The following is a 20867-nucleotide window of genomic DNA, read 5'->3' on the forward strand; positions in this document are numbered from 1 at the left end:
TGCATGATCTTTGTTATGAAATATACTATTTGATATTAGTACGTAAAAATTATACATGAAATCAGGTTACTTCAAGAGTTTTGATCAAGGAGAGTTATTATATCGCGTTTGGAATTATCAGGCCGGACAGCGGGCATTGGTCGTACTGCACCGGGGGCATGAGCATTCGGAACGTCTGCAGGAGATGGCTACGGATCCACAGTTTGCCGATCACTCCATCTTTGCATTTGATTTGCGCGGACATGGTTATACGAAAGAACCAGTTTCACCGATCTTTATGGATTATGTGCGTGATTTGGATAGTTTCTTTCATTATATAGGCCGTGAATATTTGGTTGATTCGAAAGACATCTTCGTTATCGCCAATAGTATTGCGGGGGTTGTTGTCAGTGCGTGGGTACACGATTTTGCGCCTAAAGTCGCAGGTATTGCATTGTTGGCACCTGCATTTGAAATTAAATTATATGTGCCCCTAGCCAATCGGATGATTGCTTTGGGAACAAAGCTAAAAAAAGATCTGATTATCCAGAGTTACGTCAAATCCAAGGTGTTGACTCACGATATCGATCAGCAGAAGGCTTACGATGCTGATCCGTTGATTTCCAAATCTATCAATGGCGCTTTGTTGGTTGATCTATTAAAAGCCGGCGAGCGTATCGTTGAAGACGCAGCGGCGATTGATATCCCAGTAATTGTCCTTTCTGCTGAAAAAGATTATGTGGTCAAAAATTCGGTGCAGAAAAAATTCTTTGTGACAATAGCTTCAAAGTTGAAGACTTTTATCACTTTACGTAATTTCTACCACGGGATTCTATTTGAAACAAATCGGCAGAAAGTTTATCACTATCTGCGAAATTTTATCGACAAAGCCTATGCCCGACAAAGTCCTGAACTGACGCTCGAACCCGATGATTTTTCGGTGAAAGAGTATGAACAATTATACCATAAATTACTTCCTGCAGGTGAAAAATTGAACTATGCTGTCCAGAAATGGGCATTGGGCAAAATAGGTTCCTTAAGTAAAGGAATGAATTTAGGCCTGCAGTTTGGATTTGATTCGGGGATATCGCTGGACTACGTCTATCGCAATGAATCGCAGGGTAAAAATCGGTTCGGTCGTATCCTCGACCGAGGTTATCTGGAGGCGATTGGATGGAAAGGAATTCGCATTCGAAAACAGCACTTATTACAGTTATTGGAAGAGAATATCGCGAAGGTCAAAGCTGCTGGAAAGACCGTGAAGATATTGGATATTGCAGGTGGCACCGGCAATTACTTATTTGATATCAAAGCGAAATATCCCGAAGCCGAAATCGTGATTAATGAATTCCTGTTGTCCAATATTGAGGTGGGAGAGAGGATTATCCGTAGAAATGGATTGCAGGGGATACGATTTACCAATTACGATTGTTTTGATCCAGCTACCTATTCCAAACTGGAATTCGAGCCTAATATTGTTATTATCTCAGGTATTTTTGAACTTTTTGGTGACAATGAAATGGCAAGTAGGGCTGTAAAAGGCGCAATTTCGATTTGCGAATCAAGCAGTCATTTGGTTTATACTGGACAGCCATGGCATCCACAGTTAAAGATGATTGCTTACGTGTTAAACAGTCATCAGAAAAAGGACTGGGTGATGCGTCGTCGTTCGCAGAAAGAATTAGATCGTCTGATGGCGTACAATGGAGTTGTTAAGGAACGTATGCTGATCGATGACTTTGGCATATTTACGGTGTCTTCAGGGACGGTAAATGGGTAGCCATTCCGCTATTCTTAGCAGTGAAAAGTTATGTCTTTGTTTAGGGTAATGATTATTCCAGCTGACGCTTCCAATTACGTCAGCTGGAATAATCAGGACGAATATTAATTCCTATAAGCACGGATAGCTTGTATGATGCCCTCCAGGTTTTCGTTAAAGTCCTGCATTTGTGCAAAGACCTTATCATCTTTGGCAAGTCCACCATGTTTATTGTTCTTGCGGAATATTTCTTTGATGTGTTCCCACCGTTCTTGTTCCACTGTATTGATTAATCCAGCAAGTTCTTTCAATTTTAAAAGATTACTTTCCGTATCGGCAGTAAGGGTTTGTGACTCACTTTCATAATGTGCGAGGAGAACTTGATCGATTTCCTGTTCGTTCATCATCGGCACAACTTGGGCGACGAGCTTACTCATATTCCGATAAGACCCTTGCAGTTTGAACGGCGGTTCTGTTCGGTAATTGTCCTGCATGGCCGCACTTTGAATATAATTTTGATTGACCTTGATGACAACGTTTCTGATCTTTAATACATGTTTTAATACTGTGATAAAATCATCGATATCTTGCTTCAGGTAATTGCCTTCTAAATCGGGAAGTTGATCTACAACCGATTGTGCATAGTTCACTAAAGCATAGAAATCGTTGAAAGATTTGCTTGCTATTTTTTCAAGGTAGCTGTTTTCAATTGCCGCATTTTCAATTAAGCTGAGATTGAAAAGTGCTTCGGTATCACCGATCACATCCCCAAGATTGTATACATCCGCACGGTTGGCCAACATATCTGGAATCTGAAATTTGGACCCACTTTCGGTGTAAGGGTTTCCTGCCATTACGATGCAGAATCTTTTCCCACGCAAATCGTATGTTTTACTCTCACCTTCAAAAATACCGTCGATCTTACGTTGCCCATCAGCCAATGAAATGAATTTCTGAAGGAATTCGGGATTCAAATGTTGGATATCATCGAGGTAAAGCATCACATTATCGGCCATTTCGAAAGCAAGATTGATCTTCTTAAGTTCCTCACGTTCACCAGAGGTTTTCGCTTCCACAGGATCTATTGAAGTAATGGAATGCCCTATTGTAGGTCCGTTGATTTTTACAAAATGTAATCCCATGGTTTTCGCGAGGTATTCCATTAATGTTGTCTTTCCGTAACCTGGCGGAGAAATGAGGAGAAGCATACCCATCCTGGCGGTACGTTTATTGTCGCCAGCTGCCCCCAGCTGTTTGGCCAAATTATTTCCGATCAATGGGAAGTAAACTTCGTTGATCAACTTATTTCGGACAAAAGATGTTAGGACTTTTGGTTCAAATTCTCCGATTTTCAGCTCCTTGGCGTATGTTTTTCCAAGCTGCTCCTTCAAAGAAGCGAATTCTTGAAAACGAGGAACATTCCATTCTGCAAAAGTCTTCAATCTACGCAGAAATTGATGGTATTGAATTTGCTCTTCTCCATTGTTCAAGATCACGTGATTTCCCTTTAATCCCTGGATGAGTGCATTGTCTTTGGCGATGATCAATTGGTATTCATCCTTCGGATAAAGAAGCGTGACTGCAGTTTCCTCCACGTACTTTTGGAAAGCCTGGTAATCGTCGTTCTCGTCGATAAAAGAATTTAGCCAATTTAAGGTCAAATAGAAGCGGTCTACGAGACTAAATTGTGTATGCTGAATATCTGCTTCAAAGAGTTTAAAACTCTTCTTGTTTTCCAATAGCCTGATGAAAGCCTTTTTAAGTTCATCCGATTGCTCACTGACGACAAACTTGCTGTAGCTTGTGAAAGTCTGGAAGAGATAGCTCGCGACGTCCTCCGCATGAAATGTCGAACGATCCAAATGGGTGTCCCAATTGATGAATAATTTTGTGAGTTCATCCACGACAGATTGGTAGCGTGTGGAATTTGGAAATGCTTTTAATACCGAATGTGTAGATTGAATCAACGCTGTCTGTTTTTCCTGCTCGTCTTGCGCAAGTGAATGCCAAAACAATTGTGCCATAGCACGCAAATGAGCATCGTAACGTAAAAGATCAAGTTTGCTATCTAGCTGCTTGATGGTATCATAGATTACCAAGGCATCAAAGTTATGCACTCCTTTGACATAACCTTCCGAATAACTTTGCTCGACAGTCTGATTGATAAACAGGTTGGCATCAAAATCTAACTGTCCTTTGGAAGCAAGGAATGTTTTATAGGCGAGATATTCAGCCCGGTATACGTCCTTGTTTTCGGAAATCAGTTCCTGATCCCAAATATCGCTAAAGTTTTCGATCTCGGATCCTTTGACTTTTTGATAGAAGCTCGTTCCGGTAAGATGGAAGAATAGTTCGTCATTTTTGCGTACGAGTGTTAAACTGAGTGACTGACTATTGACGGCAAATTTATGCTTGCCAAGCGCAATAATGTTCTCTCCATCTACAAAAAGATCATTCTTGTCACGTAAAATGCGTAATGCATCCTCCTGAGATTTTTTGAGCAGGTTTTCAAGATTTTCGGCTTTTGAAACATCACTGAGCGTTTTCAGCTCTTGCACAAGCTGTCTGATTTTGTCAATCATCAAATCTGAAGCAAAGAAACTTAGGATTTCCTCACGCGTTGCAAATGTCTTTGATTTGTTTTCGATATTCTTTAATACGCGAAGTCCAATTTGCTCGAGTGAAGAGCTACGTTTGTTGATCTGTTCAACGATTTGCTCTCTGCGGGAATTAAATGCTTTGATGATCTCATCGCGTTTATCTGCTATTTTCAGGGCGAAGTCCTCAAATTCTGAAAACTTACTTTCGAGTTCTTCCAGTTGAACAATGACCTTGGTATAATACTCGTCTACTTTTTCAGTTGTCGTAGAGAGTTCAAGATAATTGGTGACAGACTGTTCCAGTAGCGTAAGTTGGGCGGAAAATTCTGCAATGGCTTCCGTACTTTTTAATGAATTGAGTTTACGCGTAAGCTGCGCCCGAACCTCATTCAAGGACGAGAAAATAACGGCTATCTTCTCGATGATTTTGGTGGTTTGGGTGGAGTCGTCAATTTTTAAACTGTTTAGAATATCGATCAACAGCTCCAATTCACTCGATATAGCCGAATTGGCTTCCTCAATCGCTTTGGCGTCATAGACTTTGACAATTGCAGCAACATTGTTTTTCTGCTGCTCCACTTTCTGCTCATAGGGTTGTAAAGCCTCGTCGCGGAGCAAGAAAGCAATTGTCTTTTCCGCAAGTTCGGTGGTGATTGACTGCAGCTTCTCGAGTAAAGCATCGATACGGACTATATCAATATATCTGACATTTTTGAGGTCAATGATTTCGCCCTGTAAACGTCGTGAATCTGCCAGTTGATGAACAAGTTGGTCAAGCTTTTCGACTACAGTACTATTGATGGAAAAGGTAAGCTCTTCCATTTTCTTCTCGGCAGTGCTATTGAGCTCTGTAGCGTATTTACGTTGGGCTTGGACCTTAACAAATTCGTCAATTGCCGTATTAGCGACCTCCTTGATCTGAGCTAATGGCTGACCAAGGTTGGACAAGGCTTCATCCTTTATCCAAAAATAAGAGTCAAGAAGGACAGTCGATTTTTTGAGTATATCCTCGTAAAGGCCTTCATAACTATCTTCTTTGTTGATGAGCTGTATGACTTCTTGTGCTTCGGCCATGGCCTGTACGATCTGTTTATTACCAACCTTATAAAGCGGGTCGTCTTTTTTTAACTCATTTTCTTTGAGCACGGCCATGTAAGGGGTTTCCCAGATCTGAACCTGATGATGCCTTGTTGCTTCGGCCTCTGTATGGAAGTAAATTAAACTACCGTCTTTAAAAAGTGTGAATCCATTGCAGATGATCGGCGTTTCGACATGCTGCTGAATGATGTTATAAGACAGTAAGATGTAGGTATTCGTTTCCTCCTGACAAAAGATATAGAGGAAGTCTTCACCGTTTGGTGATGCGATGCGTCTAAGGAAACTAACCCGGTCAAACTGGACGTCAAAGATTTTATGGGTGCCATTCTGCAGGTAGTATCCGTTAGAAAAAATGATTCCTTGATTATCGGGTAGTAAAATGGCTGATTCATTAAGGGATTTAAGATTCACCACTTCTTTTGTCCGTTGATTAAAGACAAATGCACGGAAATCTTCTTGATACGGTTTGATGCGAACGGCAATCAAATTGCCAAGGTCTGCATAGTAGTAATCCGCATCATCCAATTGTTGGTCGGCGTTTGAAACTTTTTCGGAGAAGATTCCTTTCCCTGTATCGGTGTTATTTTCAATTTTGAAAGTAATATCGCCATTGATCGCTTCTATAAAGATCTTGTCCTTAATGGATATGTGTGGGTGTTTTCCGAGGCGACGGTCTTCCAAGGTTGTTTTTGTCCATTCAAATTCAAATTGGTTGGGTAATTTGACTTCATGGATGCTGCGGTCGTCCTGATATTGGAGCTTTCCGTCTTTAATCAACCACTTGAATGCCTTCAGGTCAGCAGGATTTTTGCTGGTCTGAAAGATCATATAAAGATAGTTTTCCGTACGTCGAAACTTGGAAAAGATCGAGTCGCGATAGTATTTGTATAAATTTTGGTAATCGCCAATGAAATTAGGATCATTGATCAGATCGAGTGATTGTGGGATAAACTGATTGTTTTCGAATGTATATACACTGAAAACATCTTCGAGTTTAATTTCGGTGCGTAACCCAAAATGGACATTATAACCAAATATACATAGCTTGTCCAGGGCTAAAATACCACGAGCAACACAGTTATTTTCTGTGGTGATCCGTTGATTGGCCCTGAGTATAAAACTTGTCGCATTAAATATTTCCTTGCGGGCATTATTTAGTTGTTGGAGTTTGATAGTAAGCTCTTCTTTTTGTGTAAGAAGCCGCTTCCGAATAATCTCGTATGCACCTTGATCAAGGGAGTCGTTCTGATTTATTACGTTTTCTTCTGGCATAAAATGAGCTTTCTCGACTTGGTATATGTGATAAAATCTTTTGTTTATTGCCTGCAATGGTAATTATCATTGCAAGCAATAATGAATTGGGGAGGGACTAGGACAGTTTTTTGTTTGATATGCCCAAGTTTTTCGCCAATCCGAACAAAGAATTAATGAAGCTTGTATCTTCGCCATTTTCAGCATCAGTCGCCGCTTGTTGAAGTTTGATCAATGCTGCTGAAACGGTGAGGTTCTTAATATCGTTTGTGGAAATTCCATATTTATCGGCTAATCCACGCACCTTATCTGCGAGGTCTCCTTGTCCATCTGGACCTATCAAAGAATTTTTAATAGCTGTGGCATGTTTGGAGTTGTCAATCAAGTGATCAAAACCTTTGGAGTTGGATACTTGACGGACGATATTCTCAAAGAACATGGTTTCACCACCAACAATATCGATTTTTGCTGTTTTAAGTGCTTCCGATAATACGCCGGCTTGTGCTTGAGCAATGTCTTTTTGGATATTGATGTGTGCGAGTTCAATATCACGTTCTTTTTGCAATTGCAATTTGAATTCTTCGTGATCTCTGCCCACGCCGTCTAATTTCTTCATCGCTTCAGCTTTCTCTTCGATACCTTTGGCTTCAGCAAGCGCTTTCTCACGCACAACTTCCGCCTGTGCTAAGCCCTCTTTACGCATCGCTTCTGCTTTCTTCTCAATGACACTAGCTTCTGCAGTACCTTGTTTTTCTTCAGCTTCAGCTTTGGCAACCATAACTTCGGCCTCGGATAAGCCAAGTGCAGCTTCTTCTTTGGCTTGTGCCTCGGCAATAATCTTACGACTTTCGGCTTCTTTGAGTGATGCTTCTTTTTTCGCTTCCGCATCGATCAATAGCTCTTGTGCACGCTTTTCGGCGATTTTACGAGCAGCCTCCGCGTCGATTACTTTTTTCTCTGCTTCCTGTTCTGCCGCAATTTTTGCAGCTTCGGCAGCTTTAACAGTTGAAATTAATTTTTCTTCTGCTTCTTGTGATGCCGCAATAACACCCGCTTGTTTTTTACGTTCTACTTCACGGAATACTTCGATGTCTTTGACGCCTTGTTGCTCTTCAACAACACCTTTTTCCAATTGTACACGTTCTTTGATAACGCCTTGGATACTTTTCTTTTCGGTTTCGATCGAGCGTTCTTTGTCGATCTGTGCTAAGGTAACAATGCGCTCGCGTTCTGTTTGTTCTAAGGCGCGATCTTTTTCTACACGTTCGGCCTCCACAGCATCGGTACGTTGTTTATTCTTTTCAGCAATGATAATCTGCCGCAGTTTATTTTCTTCTTGAACAGCGAGTTGCTCTTCGGTAGAAATCCGGACGCTTTCGTACTTGAGACGTTCTTCTTCGCGTACCTTTGCTATTTCTGCTTCTTCGCGTGCTCTGATGTTGTCAATTTCCCGTTTTTGTTTCTCTTCCTTTTCGGCAAGCTGACGGTCTAGTTCTAGAATCGCTTCCCTTGCTTCCACGTTTTGTTTTTTGATTAGTTTCTCCTCATCACGACGAATGAAGTTGGCATTTATATTTTGTTTGGCTGTTAATTCGGTGATCTTTTTGATACCCTCACTGTCTAGGATATTATTTGGATTGAGATGTTCGATGTCGGTCTGTTCAAGGTAATCAATCGCACAGTCGTCCAAAATATAACCATTAAGATCAGTTCCGATGACGTCGAGTATCTCATCACGGAATTCGCGACGGGCTTCGTATAATTCAATGAAATCAAATTTCTTACCTACTGTTTTGAGTGCTTCGGAGAATTTAGATTCAAAAATACTTTTTAATGTTTCTGGTTCACTGGCGCGGTCGCAACCTAAATTTTGGGCTACATTGATCACATCATCTACATTTTTATTGACACGAACAAAGAAAGCAACTTTGATATCTGCACGAATATTGTCCTTACAGATCAAACCTTCACCCTGCATACGGGCAATCTCAATTTTTTTGATTGAGATGTCCATGATCTCCATCTTGTGAAATACAGGTACAACATACATTCCCTTGTTGAATGCTACTTTTGTACCACCAACACCGGTTCGTACAATCGCCTTCCCTTGTGGAATTTTCTTGTAGAATGCACTCAATACAACAAAGAATGCAAAAATTAAAAAGACAGCCAAACCGACAATTAAAAGTATAATTCCGTTTAAGCCACTTAAAAATAAAAGAGGTTGATATAGCATATGATTTGTATTTATTTAGATTTTAATATTTGGGTTTACGATTAGAATTTAAAAGGATAAAGATTCGCTCTTTTAGGACAGTTGTTTAGTGTCGGGGCTTTGCGTTTATTCCTTTTCCATTAAATATTGTCTATCGTGATTTCTTTGGTCACATAATAATATTTCTTGTCCTTGGATTCGTCAACAATAATGACATCGTCTCCATAGCCTATTTTCTCCCCATTATGGCTGACAACATTGAGGCGAATAGGATCCTGTTGGATGATAAATTCGGCAGAACCTATTTTCTTGCCTTCAATACTGGCTCTCATTTTACCCATGCGACCAAGAAAATCGTGACTTTCTTCGCCATTGTAACCTATACTTTTGAACATTTTAGCTAAAGGTTTGGTCAGAAAATGCATTAAAATAAATGTAACAATAAAAACAGGGATCAGGATTAATACGGACTTTATCCCCCATGAAGCAACGTCGATAAAGAGCGAAGAAACAATGGTAATTATCCAGCCTATAAATTTGAACAGTGTTACAATAAGCATGATGGGTACTTTGCCAACATTGATGTAATCCATTGCTTTTGCAAAGAAACCAGGTTCTGTATTAGCGTCCGTATCCGTATGATGATGGTGTGCATGATCGCCGCCCTCAGTTGCGATATCATGTGAGCCATCAACGTCCGTGACATCAGGTGTAGGATGGAGGTCTATATCTGCATCGGCATCAAATAGATGTACTCCATCACCCATCAGAAACATAAATAACCAATACACTACAGACATGCCAGTTAAGACTGTCATAATTCCATTGGACAATGGATTGAATAAGATATTGATTAGTTCTGTCATAGTGTTATTGTTTAAATTTTCTCTCTCTTGAAAGTATAATGAAAAGACCAGGAATTCCCATTGACTTCAAGGTCCTGCATGGTTACCAATTCCCAGCCTTGATTTCCAAGATCATTTAAGATTTCATCAATTTTTTCGGGATCCAACTTTGTTCCCCAAAAACCTTTAGGTTCAATTTTTAGCGTTTTATATTCAAATCTTTTCATCATTATTTAATTTTCTTTTTAGTTCTTCTAATTCGTTGTTGACGGCTTCAGACCCGCCGATGGTCTCGTTGATCTCATCAACTTTACTTTTGTTACCTAGTGCAATCTCGCCATAGGCCTTTGCTAGTGCCTCGTCTTCCTCGACCTTCTCTTTCATACGTTCTAACATGGAAATCGTACTATTGGAATCGATATTAGCGAGCTGACGATTGACCATTTTAGCTGCGTTGGATACCTTTACACGTGCCTTTAAAGTAGAGAGTTCACCTTCCCATTTCGATATATTGAATTTGAGAATGTCTACATTTTTGTGTAGCTCATCCGATGAACTTTGATGAATCACGGCTTGTTTCTCCAATTCACCAGCTTCGATTAATAACTGTTTTTTCAACAACAGCGCTTCCTTTGCAAGACCTTCTGCCTTTTCTGTCGTTAATTCTCCCTTTTGTGCTTTTTGGAGTAATAGAATAGCTTTGTTTTCGAATTCATTGGCTTCTTCTTTTTTCCTTTCACAATTGTTTTGGGTACGTATGGCTAACGCTTTAACTTTAGCATAGGCTTCTAACGATTGTTCCAGGTCCTCTTTCATCTCACGGATACCCTGTTCCGTCATTTTGATAGGGTCTTCCATTTTGTCCACGACTGCGTGGATCTCGGCTTGACCAATTCTGAAAATTCTCTTAAAAATATTCATTATTCTATAATTTTGAAAAACTTATTAACTGATTATAATATTCACTCATCAAAAGACTCAGCGAATTAATGGCTGCATCAAACTCATTCTGATCGAGATTATGTATTTGTAAGGTATACCGAAATATAACTTTGGTACCATCTTCTGTTAATGCAAACCCACCGTGTATAATATCTCTATTTTTTATCAATAGTGATTTGAACATATCCATGGTGTCATTGCTGATTGTAAAAAGATATTGCTCAAAAATCAGGATGGGTTGGGCAATGCCTACAATCAGGTTACGGATTCCGTCGTCTTCATTTTCGATGACAAAGATTCCTTCTTTTGTATCCTTATGGGTGATGGTGTAACCGATATTGGCGATATAATTTTCAATTTTTGAGAAGTACATAATCAAGTTTTTTATATATTGCACATATTCTTTGCATAAAGGTAATAAAAATGCAAAAATATTTTGCAATAAATATTCAATTTTTTTTAAAATGAGCAACGTAGGCAACAATATTAAGAAATTAAGAAAAGTGAAAGGAATGAGTCAACAGGCATTTGGGGATATTTTTAATCTTACTAGAGGTAATATTTCGTCTTACGAAGAAATGCGTGCAGAGCCAAAAATTGAGATTGTTCTAAAAATTGCAAATTATTTTGGCATTCCTGTGCAGCATCTTATTGAAAAAAATCTATCTGTCAATGAAATTCTTAATTTCAATGATTATTTTGATCCAAATGTTTCTCTTATTGGACGTAAAAGATTGTTACAAATCCCGCTGCTGGAACGAGATGGTATTTTTGAGGCGGGTAGTTATTTTTCGAAATTAGAAGAGCTTCCAATAATTGAATTTCCTTTGCAAAGTAGGAACCGCCTCATCGCAATCGAATACGCTGACGCTATTCCGGTGCCGAGTGATTTTTTGGCTGGCCCTCAATCCATTTTATTTTTTGAAGAGGTAGATGTTCAGAGCCTACATACGTTGGATAAAGCATTTGGTTTGTATTTTTCCGAAGAAGAGTTCTTTATTGGAAAATACAGTTTGCAGGAAAAGGAGATTAGTTTAGCCTTAAATGCCTGGAAGAAGATTGATCTCACTATGGGGGAGAAAGCATATTTCTGGAAATTGTATGGCAGGTTTGAGCGAATCTAATTGCGTGGAACTTTTTCCTATTGTTTATTCGGTTTTGCCGGTATCGGGCGTATTTCCATGTTGTTATCATATCCGTGGTTAATTATGTAATCGCAGTCCATTTACAAGGTATTAACAAGGGGTTTGCAGGGGTTTACCCTTGTAATACCCCTAATATGTACGGCCTTGGAGTTGATCTGATGTTGACTTGCCTACAAGAAAAGAAGACTCCTAACTCAGGCCTGCAGAATGTGAGTGTCCACAAAAAATTTCGTAGAGTCGGGCATTGTAATTAAATTAGTTCGATAATAAAGTAACGTTACAAAAAGGTAGGGTTGTGATTAAGATGATGGTGAACTTGTCGATCCGATAAAACTAGAGTGATTTATTTAGCTTTAGAGCAACACGCATAAACGAATAAATGACCAGACATAAAAAACTAAATTTAAATAAAGGAAGAAAGTAGCCTTATCAGCATTAATTGCTGGATTTTTTGTTATTTCCTGCAATAATTCCGCGACTAAAAAAGTCGAAGTAAAAGATACAACTGCCGCTATTGACTTAAAAAAAGATACGGCCGAAACGTCGGTAGAAAATAGCGGTGGCGAAGTGCCAATACCGAAGTTTAGTTCTGCTGGGACACAAAAATTGGCGGAGGATTATACAAAATATATCAAAGAATTTATCGCTGTTGCTAAAAGCGGCGATGTTGTTAAACTCAAGGAGCTTGCAGCGAAGCGACAGGAATGGGCGGCCAAAGAAACTGAAGCTGTTGCTAAGTTTACGCCAGAAGATGCTAAATTATGGAAGGCGTATGCAGAGAACCTAGGAAGAGCGTTGACTGCAAGCCTGACAAAATAAGTTGGAAACAATCGACGAGGTAGGGGCTTGAAAACCTACCTCGTTGATCATACTAGAAAGGCAGATCGTCTTCATTTTCATCTGGAGGTGTTGGGATGTCATCTTTGGCGCCGTTCGAATCAGATAAAATCATAAAATTATCTACTTTAATTTCTGTGACATATTGTTTTACCCCATCTGCGTTCTCATAGTTACGATAGGTGAGTTTGCCTTCAACCATGAGTTTGGTCCCACGTTGGCATTTCTTTTCAATGGTATTGTTTTGCTTACCCCAAACCACGAGTGTATGCCATTGAACTTCTTCAACCCATTCACCGGCTTTGTTCTTGAAAAGATCATTGGTGGCGAGACGTAATATGGAGTAATTGGTGCCAGTGGAAGTTGTTTTGATTAACGGGTCGTTTCCTAAATGCCCAACCAATTGTACTTTGTTGCGTAATGTGCTCATGTGTCTAATTTTTAAAAGTTTTTAATAATTCTTATTTTAGTTGATGGTCATTGGCTATGAACGCCGAATGATCTTAAGCAAAGGTGGGGCGGGGAAATAACTATAGTCGTCTATTTACCATTTGTATTCGACTATAGTCGGTTGTAACCGTTTGTTGTCGTTTAATCTTCCGTTATGAGTTCTGGAGAAAAAGTCTGCCTTGAATGTGGCAAAGTAATATATGGCCGTTCGGACAAGCGATTTTGTGATGATGCTTGCCGGAACGCCTATAACAATAAATTAAATAGCGACCAGACCAATCTGGTGCGCAATGTGAATAATATCCTACGAAAAAACCGCCGTATTTTATTAGATGCATTGAGTGGGGAGGGTATGGTGAAGATCCAACGTGAAAAGTTAAAGCGGTTGGGATTTGATTTTAAGTTTCATACACATACTTTTTCCAATAACAAGGGGCAGACCTATAACTTTATTTACGAAACAGGCTATCTGTTGTTGGAGAATGATTGGGTATTGATTGTTCAAAAGAAACCGCTGTGATATTGATCGCAACATTTCATATGTATTGGTTTAGTTTGCAGAACTGAGCTTGGCTTTTCTTATTGCGATATAATTAAAAATAGTAAACGTTAGAATCAATATGTAATAGCATACTGGGATGAGTAGAAAATAGGCGCTATTAAAGATATTGGTTAAAAAAGACGGTAGTGCAATTTTAAAAAAATCTGCAATAATGATATAGCCTATGAAACTTCCGAGAAAAAATAGTCCAACAGCGTGTATTATAATTATTTTTTTTAGGTGCTTACTGTATAAGGCGTCTTTGTTTTGTTTCGTATAACCCATAATTGCTGGGACCAATAGCCCTAATAATGGATTGACCAAAAAGGTGAGCGATGATAAGTATAGCGCTTTAATACTTCCTGTTTGATTGTTGTCGATACTGATTTGATTTACATTTGGCATAATGAGTTGTACTAATGGTATTTCCAAAATTTGACTGATCTGTTTGAGACTAAATCCACTGATTTCTTCCGTGCCTTTTTCTATGCGTTGCACTGTTCTTAGCGATACCCCCGCTTGATCGGCGAGTTCCTGCTGCGTTAGTCCCTTACGTTTTCTTGCTAGTTTGATTAATTGATTAGCTGATTGACTTTCCATGGTTCAAATATGGGGAAATAGTCGGTGAATTTTAGTGAAATTGATGCGACAATAATATGCCAATATCGTGCTGAACAATATAACAGATTAATAATCAAAAGTTTTTGGAATTTGGTAAATATTTTGAATCTTTGCAATTCAATAGAGTAATTAATAAAAACGGAAGAATATGTTTGCAATATTAGAAAATCCCGCTTCGTCCACAGAGAAGATTCTCGGGAATATTCTTCGGAATACGGCCCTTTCCTAATCTTCTTCTTAATACGTTAAGTAACCTAGGTTGATATTGGCTAAAACGTGGCGCTCGAAATGGTAGTCCACTTTTCCAATATGCTTAGCTTATTCAGGAGTTTTAAAAATCCAGTTACTTTCAAAGTTATCGTGAAAGCTGGATATGAATGTTATGTTTTAGAAAATTTTATGAATTCAGTAAATAAATATGTCCTTCAGGCGCTGGATAACTATCCGATGTATTTGGAGGAGACCATGGAATCCTTATCCTATGCGCTATCCTATGATGAGTCCAATACAATGGCGCTGTGTTTGATGGGAAGAGTTCATGCCGAACAGCTATTGGACTATGAGCAGGCAAAAAGGTATTTCCAGGAAGCTTTGGTGCATAATGTGCAGGCACTGGAAGTATATCCTTATTTCATTCAGACATTGATTGATATGGGGGAGTATGAAGCTGCAAAAAAGACGATCAAATTTGCTTTGACACTTCCGGCCATGCCCTTGACAGGAATCTGGATCAAGAAAGCACTGCTATTTGAAAAAATGAGAAAATACAAAAAGGCATTGAAGGCGTTAAAAAAGGCTAAACTTGAAAATGTTGACCTCGATTTTTCGTCAAACCTGAAGGCGATTGAAGATCGGATTAAAGGAAAACAGGAAATTAAGAACGGGAACGAAAAGGAAAACAAGAAAGAACGGAAGAACAGCCGAAAATAATCTCACCTTATTCGGATAACAGTTTTTATTTTGAACGAAGCCCAATAAAGAAGCCCTAGCTGAAATTTCAGCTAGGGCTTTATCAATATAGTTTAAGAATTATTCTGCTCTTAAGATTTTCGCAGCCTCAACCATAGACTCTAAAGCCGCTTTGGTTTCTGGCCAAGCACGAGTTTTCAAACCACAGTCAGGATTAACCCAAAGTTGTTCTGCTGGAACTACTGCTTTTGCTTTGCGCAATAGATCTACCATCTCATCTTTGCTTGGAACACGTGGTGAGTGAATGTCATAAACACCTGGACCAATATCATTTGGATATTTGAAATCACCGGCGAAAGCATTCAATAATTTCATTTGAGAACGTGAAGTCTCAATCGTAATAACATCGGCATCCATTGCAGCGATATCTTCGATCACATTATTGAACTCAGAATAACACATGTGTGTGTGAATCTGTGTATCGTCTTCAACATTTGATGAAGAGACACGGAAAGCACGTACTGCCCAGTTCAAGTAATCTTTTTGATCAGCTTTACGTAACGGTAATCCTTCACGGATAGCTGGTTCATCGATTTGTATGATTTTGATACCTGCTTTTTCCAAGGCTTGTACTTCATCCAAGATCGCCAATGCAATTTGGTAAGTCGTTGTTGAGCGCGGTTGATCGTTACGTACGAAAGACCATTGTAAGATTGTTACAGGACCAGTCAACATACCTTTAACCGGACGATTTGTCAATGATTGTGCATATGAAGACCAACGGACAGTCATATCTTCAGGACGGTATACGTCACCATAGATAATCGGAGGTTTTACACAACGTGAACCGTAAGATTGTACCCAACCATTTTGTGTGAAAGCGTAACCAGCCAATTGTTCACCGAAGTATTCAACCATGTCATTACGTTCGAATTCGCCGTGTACTAATACGTCGATATCCAATTGCTCTTGAAGACGGATGGTGTTTTCTGTTTCTTCTGCGATTGCTTTATCGTATTCTGCCTGCGTAATAGCACCCTTTTTCAGATCTGCTCTCCATTTACGAACATCTTTCGTTTGTGGGAATGAACCGATAGTTGTGGTCGGGAACGCCGGTAAGTTGAATTTCGCTTGTTGCGCTGCTTTACGGTCTGCAAATGCTGAAGTGCGTTTTGCATCGTCATCAGTAATATTGCTTGTACGTGTTTTAACCTCTGGTTTGTGGATCAATGGAGAGGTACGGCGGCTTTCAGCAGCCGCTTTGTTCGCTTCGAAGCGTTTTGCTGTTTCAGCATCAACTTCTCCCTCCGCTAGTACGGCTAAGTCTTTTACTTCAGCTAATTTTTGTTTAGCAAATGCTAACCAGTTTTTTACTTCAGCTGGTAGCGATTGTTCATTGTGTTCATTGTCTAAGTCAAAAGGAACGTGCAACAGTGATGAAGAAGGAGCTACCCATACACGGTCTTTTCCTAATGCATCAACAGCCTGTTTGATTTTAACCAATGATTTTTCGTAATCATTTTTCCAGATGTTACGGCCTTCAACAATACCTAAAGATAATGTTAATGAAGCAGGAACTTTAGCCAATACCGTATCCAATTGATTTTCACCGCGTACCAGATCCAAATGTAAAGCATGGATAGGTAGGTTAACTGCGATATCTTCGTTGTCTTTTAAAGATTCGAAGTAAGTCGTTGCGATTAATTTGATATTTTTTGCTGCTGCAGCTAATTTTTCGAAAGTAGGTTGATATAAAGCTTTTACTTTAGCATCTAAATCCAATGCTAAGAAAGGCTCGTCAATCTGAACATATTGTGCACCAGCATCAGCTAGTTTAGCTAGTATTTGCTCATATACTGGAATAAGTTTATCCAATAAATCGATACGGTCGAAGCCAGCTTCTTTTTCTTTACCGATCAAAAGGTATGTAATAGGACCTAATAGAACTGGTTTAGTATCGATGCCCAATGATTTTGCTTCGTTGTATTCATTTAAGAATTTTTCGGAAGTCAATTTGAATTCTTGATCTTTGGTGAATTCTGGTACCATGTAGTGGTAGTTCGTATCCAACCACTTGGTCATTTCCATTGCAGTCACGTCGATTCCTTCTTGTTGGAAACCGCGCGCCATGGCAAAATATAGATCTAAACTGTAATTGTTGTCTACTTTATTCAATAAAGAATGGTAGCGAGCAGGAATTGCACCAACAGTGAGGGTTAAATCCAATACTTGATCGTAAAAAGAGAAATCATTGGAAGGGATCAAATCTATTCCAGCATCTTTTTGTGTTTTCCAATTGCCTTCACGAATTTTTTTTGCTGTGTCCAATAATTCCTCAACAGAAGATTTTTTAGCCCAATAGGCCTCATTGGCTTTTTTCAATTCGCGGAACGCGCCCACACGAGGGTAACCTAAATTGTTAGTCAATAACATAATGAATGTTTTTAATATTTCTTTTTCAACTATATTTCTTGCTAGAGAGAGAAGGACACACTAGAATTTGGTGACTTCGGCTTATCATTCCCATATCAAGTAGGGTAGAATTTAGCACCTTGTCAAGGGACAGGTTGCTAAGGCTTCATCGGGTCTATTCCCTCTGCCTTTCTCTATAAGCGACGCTAAGTTAGAACATTTCTTTTTGAAATGCAAATTTTTTATAAAAGTGCGTCAATTTTTTATATTCTACTAAGGATGAAATTGTTTTGTTCTTTTATTTTCATCCACGAATTCGAGTAAGTCACGCTTGAATACGTGTGTAGCATAAAAAGGGGAATGACTATATTTTTCATTCCCCTTTTTTTAGCTGACCAAAAGTTTGTAACCTTTTCCGTGCACATTGACAATTTCAACTTTGCTATCTTCTTTTAGATATTTACGAAGTTTACTGAGAAATACATCCATACTTCTACCCGTAAAATAGTTATCATCATGCCATATTTTTAACAACGCTTCTTCCCGGGTCAGCACATCATTTTTCTTTAAGCAAAGCAAGCGGAGTAGTTCAGCTTCTTTCGTGGAGAGTTTTTGCATCTGTCCTTTGTAAGAAATCTGCTGACTTGTATAATCAAAGAAATAATCGCCAATTTCAAATTTATCCGCAACCACTTCTTCTTCTTTGTCTCGAACACTGCGTTTCAGCAAAGCATTGATGCGGAGCAATAATTCTTCCACTCGAAAAGGCTTGGTGATATAATCATCTCCTCCTAGCTCAAAGGCTTCGGTCTTATCTTCCATCATCCCCTTTGCTGTGGCAAAGATAATAGGAACAGTATTGTTTGTTTTTCTGATTTCACGTCCAACTGTAAATCCGTCCTTTTTTGGCATCATGACATCAAAAATACAAAGGTCGTAGTTATTTTTTTTGAATTGAGAAATCGCTTCATCTCCATCCGTGCATAATGTGACGTCAAATTTTCCCTTTAATTCGAGATAGTCTTTTAAAAGATCCCCCAAATTAGGATCATCTTCTGCTAATAATATCTTTTGCATAATGAATATATTAATTTTCACCAATGTCCCTTGATGCTGATAAATCAGCCTTCCTCAACCTTTGAAATTTTTTAAAGAGGAAATATACAAAAAAGGAACGTTTTATTTTTTAATAGGCAAAATTACTTCAAAGGTCGTGCCTTTATCTTTTTCACTTTTAACTGTAATTTTTCCGTTCAGCCTTCTCAGAATGTCCTGTACATAACTTAAGCCAAGGCCAAATCCTTTGACATTATGAACATTCCCAGTTGGAATACGGTAAAACTGGTCGAAAATCTTTTGCAGGTGATCCCGGCTCATCCCAATACCATTGTCGGCTATGGTGACAACAATGGTGTCGCCAACATTTTTTGAATTGATGTTGACATGTAAATCTCCTTTGCTGTACTTGATGGCATTATCCAAAAGATTGTAAAATACATTGGAAAAATGTAACTCATCACCAACGACAACATCCTTGGTCGCTGCAAGATCTATACTGAATTTCCCGCCAATATTTTGCATCCGTAGCTGCATACTATCCGTTACTGCCGAAACAAGATCATTGATGCATACTTCTACCTGGTCGAGTTTTAGCGTTTCTTTTTCTAGTCTTGCCAAATCGAGCACACGTTCAATATGATTTCCGAGTCTAACATTTTCGTCGTAGATGATATTAGCCAATTTCTGAACGCGCTTGTGGTCGGCATTGATGTCTGGATCTTTAAGTGACTCACTGGCAATCATAATTGTTGCAACAGGTGTTTTAAACTCATGCGTCATGTTGTTGATGAAATCCGTCTTCATTTCCGAAACTTTCTTTTGTCTGAAGATGATAATCAGTGTATAAGCAAAACACCCCACCAACAAGAAAAGCAGTGCCAGCATGGGCAGCAACAGATAGCCCATATTATCGGCAATTATCGCCTTTTTATTGGGGAAATAGATGGTTAATTTTCCTGGCGCAGCACCGATATCACCTTTAAAAAGTGCCGTTGAGTATTTGGTTGTATTTGTTGGGTTATTTAAAGCGGCTTCGTTTAAAATATTATTTAGTAATATATTGTTTGTGCTCCATATTTCAATATTGAAAGGAGCTTTAATGTCGCGTTGAGCCAACTCCTCTTTGATAAGTTCTTGAACGATGATCACATTCAATCGATCCTTTAATGGACGTTTAGCAAGCTCCATTCCAATAGCAATATCTTCGATGTAGTCTGCTTTTTTGCCGCCCAGCATGGCAACGGAATCATATACATTAAAGCCACTCCACGCGTTTTTTCTGTTGAGGATATCCAATCTTTTTTCCAAATCAGAAATTGTTTTCGCAAGTTTCGCATTCTCTCTTGGAGGTAATGTGGCTACCCGGAATTTTGTTTGTTGATTGACCAGTGGGTCCATTAGGGGGATAACAAACCGCGTGCTATCGTCCTTCCCATTGATCTGATCATCTACCTTTGAAGCATTTAACATGATAAAAGCCTGTACCAAATTATCGTCGGTAAGCTCATTTGAAACAGAAAATTTGATAAATTTCTGGTACTCCGGTCTTTTGATGTATGTTTCGTAGAATGAATTTTTGATTTCAATTACATTTGGATACAATGCACGTAATTGGTCTTCTTGCTCTTTAAAGTTTGAGAAAACAACATGTTGTTTGTTTTTTAATTCTTCAATTCTATACTGTATTTCGAGTTGCTCGGCCAAAAGACGTTGTTTGGCCTGTTCCTGCTTGGATTTTTCAATGTTACGCTCCTGTTGAACCTTAGCGAAGTCAACTACCTCCCGTCGTTCAAGCTTACCGGCAACAGCTGTAATCGCAGCATTGACGGACTCATCAAATAATTGAGACTTTTGGCGATAAGAATCTCTCAGAAAATAGAATTGCATGGCCAATACCCCAATTAGAGCGAGAGACATCAGTCCAATGATTAATACAATGCTATTTTTCTTCATTAGTATTGGGTATTAAATAAATGTATTTTGAATATATCAAAAAGTTTATAGCGCTCAGTTTATTTACCATTTGCGTATTCATCCCTTATGCCATGTGAGCGGCCATTTAAGGTGCGATAGCTCATTTTTTCTTAAATTGTTACAAATATAAAGATGCTAATGTGTTTTGTAGCTGTTTTAACAATGTTTAACAGCAATCTGTTTAAATATAGATGCTGTTCTTTGTAAATTAGTGAATAGAAATGGATTAT

The 20867-nt window shown here is 38.9% G+C and carries 16 protein-coding genes and 1 riboswitch; of the genes, 5 read left to right on the top strand and 11 right to left on the bottom strand.

Annotated elements, in window-relative coordinates:
• Positions 1-55: 55 nt before the first annotated feature.
• Complete coding sequence (locus B3E92_RS11125; RefSeq protein ID WP_070561591.1) at positions 56-1759, top strand: bifunctional alpha/beta hydrolase/class I SAM-dependent methyltransferase; 1704 nt, start codon at positions 56-58, stop codon at positions 1757-1759.
• Positions 1760-1863: 104 nt separating this feature from the next.
• Here the strand turns inward: B3E92_RS11125 and B3E92_RS11130 are convergent, their stop codons facing one another.
• The 6 genes from B3E92_RS11130 to B3E92_RS11155 all read right to left on the bottom strand — a co-directional run bounded on the left by B3E92_RS11130 (position 1864) and on the right by B3E92_RS11155 (position 11062).
• Positions 1864-6708, bottom strand: a complete 4845-nt coding sequence (locus tag B3E92_RS11130) for a DNA repair ATPase (protein ID WP_070561589.1) — start codon at positions 6706-6708, stop codon at positions 1864-1866.
• Positions 6709-6805: 97 nt separating this feature from the next.
• Positions 6806-8923, bottom strand: coding sequence for a flotillin family protein (locus B3E92_RS11135; RefSeq protein ID WP_070561587.1), 2118 nt, complete (start codon positions 8921-8923; stop codon positions 6806-6808).
• 119 nt (positions 8924-9042) lie between these two features.
• Complete coding sequence (locus B3E92_RS11140) at positions 9043-9768, bottom strand: OB-fold-containig protein (RefSeq protein WP_046674834.1); 726 nt, start codon at positions 9766-9768, stop codon at positions 9043-9045.
• An 11-nt stretch (positions 9769-9779) separates the two neighbouring features.
• The gene (locus tag B3E92_RS11145) at positions 9780-9977 is read right to left on the bottom strand and encodes a DUF4177 domain-containing protein (RefSeq protein WP_083295781.1); all 198 of its coding nucleotides are present in this window, start codon (positions 9975-9977) and stop codon (positions 9780-9782) included.
• Positions 9961-10668 (bottom strand): PspA/IM30 family protein, encoded by a 708-nt coding sequence (locus B3E92_RS11150; protein WP_070561586.1) that lies wholly within the window; start codon positions 10666-10668, stop codon positions 9961-9963. Before B3E92_RS11150 ends, B3E92_RS11145 begins: the two co-directional genes overlap by 17 nt.
• 4 nt (positions 10669-10672) lie before the next feature.
• Entirely contained in the window at positions 10673-11062 is a 390-nt protein-coding gene (locus tag B3E92_RS11155) for a YbjN domain-containing protein (RefSeq protein WP_046674974.1), read from the bottom strand.
• A gap of 91 nt (positions 11063-11153) precedes the next feature.
• Between B3E92_RS11155 and B3E92_RS11160 the strand changes: the two genes are divergently transcribed.
• Together B3E92_RS11160 and B3E92_RS11165 are read left to right on the top strand one after the other, a co-directional pair.
• The gene (locus B3E92_RS11160; RefSeq protein ID WP_070561585.1) at positions 11154-11813 is read left to right on the top strand and encodes a helix-turn-helix domain-containing protein; all 660 of its coding nucleotides are present in this window, start codon (positions 11154-11156) and stop codon (positions 11811-11813) included.
• A gap of 588 nt (positions 11814-12401) precedes the next feature.
• Entirely contained in the window at positions 12402-12653 is a 252-nt protein-coding gene (locus tag B3E92_RS11165; protein ID WP_139144888.1) for a hypothetical protein, read from the top strand.
• A gap of 52 nt (positions 12654-12705) precedes the next feature.
• Here the strand turns inward: B3E92_RS11165 and B3E92_RS11170 are convergent, their stop codons facing one another.
• Positions 12706-13101 (bottom strand): single-stranded DNA-binding protein, encoded by a 396-nt coding sequence (locus tag B3E92_RS11170; RefSeq protein WP_070561582.1) that lies wholly within the window; start codon positions 13099-13101, stop codon positions 12706-12708.
• Positions 13102-13275: 174 nt separating this feature from the next.
• On the opposite strand from B3E92_RS11170, the gene B3E92_RS11175 reads away from it, so the two are divergent.
• A complete protein-coding gene (locus B3E92_RS11175) occupies positions 13276-13641 on the top strand; it encodes a hypothetical protein (protein WP_070561580.1) in 366 nt (121 codons plus the stop codon).
• A 30-nt stretch (positions 13642-13671) separates the two neighbouring features.
• On the opposite strand, the gene B3E92_RS11180 is transcribed toward B3E92_RS11175, so the two are convergent.
• Positions 13672-14262 carry a helix-turn-helix domain-containing protein gene (locus tag B3E92_RS11180; RefSeq protein WP_070561578.1) on the bottom strand — a complete coding sequence of 197 codons (591 nt, stop codon included), beginning with the start codon at positions 14260-14262 and terminating at the stop codon, positions 13672-13674.
• A gap of 420 nt (positions 14263-14682) precedes the next feature.
• Between B3E92_RS11180 and B3E92_RS11185 the strand changes: the two genes are divergently transcribed.
• Complete coding sequence (locus tag B3E92_RS11185; RefSeq protein WP_070561792.1) at positions 14683-15213, top strand: hypothetical protein; 531 nt, start codon at positions 14683-14685, stop codon at positions 15211-15213.
• A gap of 99 nt (positions 15214-15312) precedes the next feature.
• Here the strand turns inward: B3E92_RS11185 and metE are convergent, their stop codons facing one another.
• The 3 genes from metE to B3E92_RS11200 all read right to left on the bottom strand — a co-directional run bounded on the left by metE (position 15313) and on the right by B3E92_RS11200 (position 20616).
• Positions 15313-17625 (bottom strand): 5-methyltetrahydropteroyltriglutamate--homocysteine S-methyltransferase, encoded by a 2313-nt coding sequence (gene metE, locus B3E92_RS11190; protein WP_070561576.1) that lies wholly within the window; start codon positions 17623-17625, stop codon positions 15313-15315.
• A gap of 78 nt (positions 17626-17703) precedes the next feature.
• Positions 17704-17807, bottom strand: a riboswitch (SAM riboswitch).
• A gap of 184 nt (positions 17808-17991) precedes the next feature.
• On the bottom strand, positions 17992-18681 hold the full coding sequence (locus B3E92_RS11195) for a response regulator transcription factor (protein ID WP_172840643.1): 690 nt from the start codon (positions 18679-18681) through the stop codon (positions 17992-17994).
• Between the two features lie 102 nt (positions 18682-18783).
• On the bottom strand, positions 18784-20616 hold the full coding sequence (locus B3E92_RS11200) for a sensor histidine kinase (RefSeq protein WP_115047017.1): 1833 nt from the start codon (positions 20614-20616) through the stop codon (positions 18784-18786).
• Between the last annotated feature and the right edge of the window lie 251 nt (positions 20617-20867).

This window comes from Sphingobacterium sp. UBA6317 (genome assembly GCF_002440385.1).
Lineage (GTDB): Bacteria > Bacteroidota > Bacteroidia > Sphingobacteriales > Sphingobacteriaceae > Sphingobacterium > Sphingobacterium multivorum.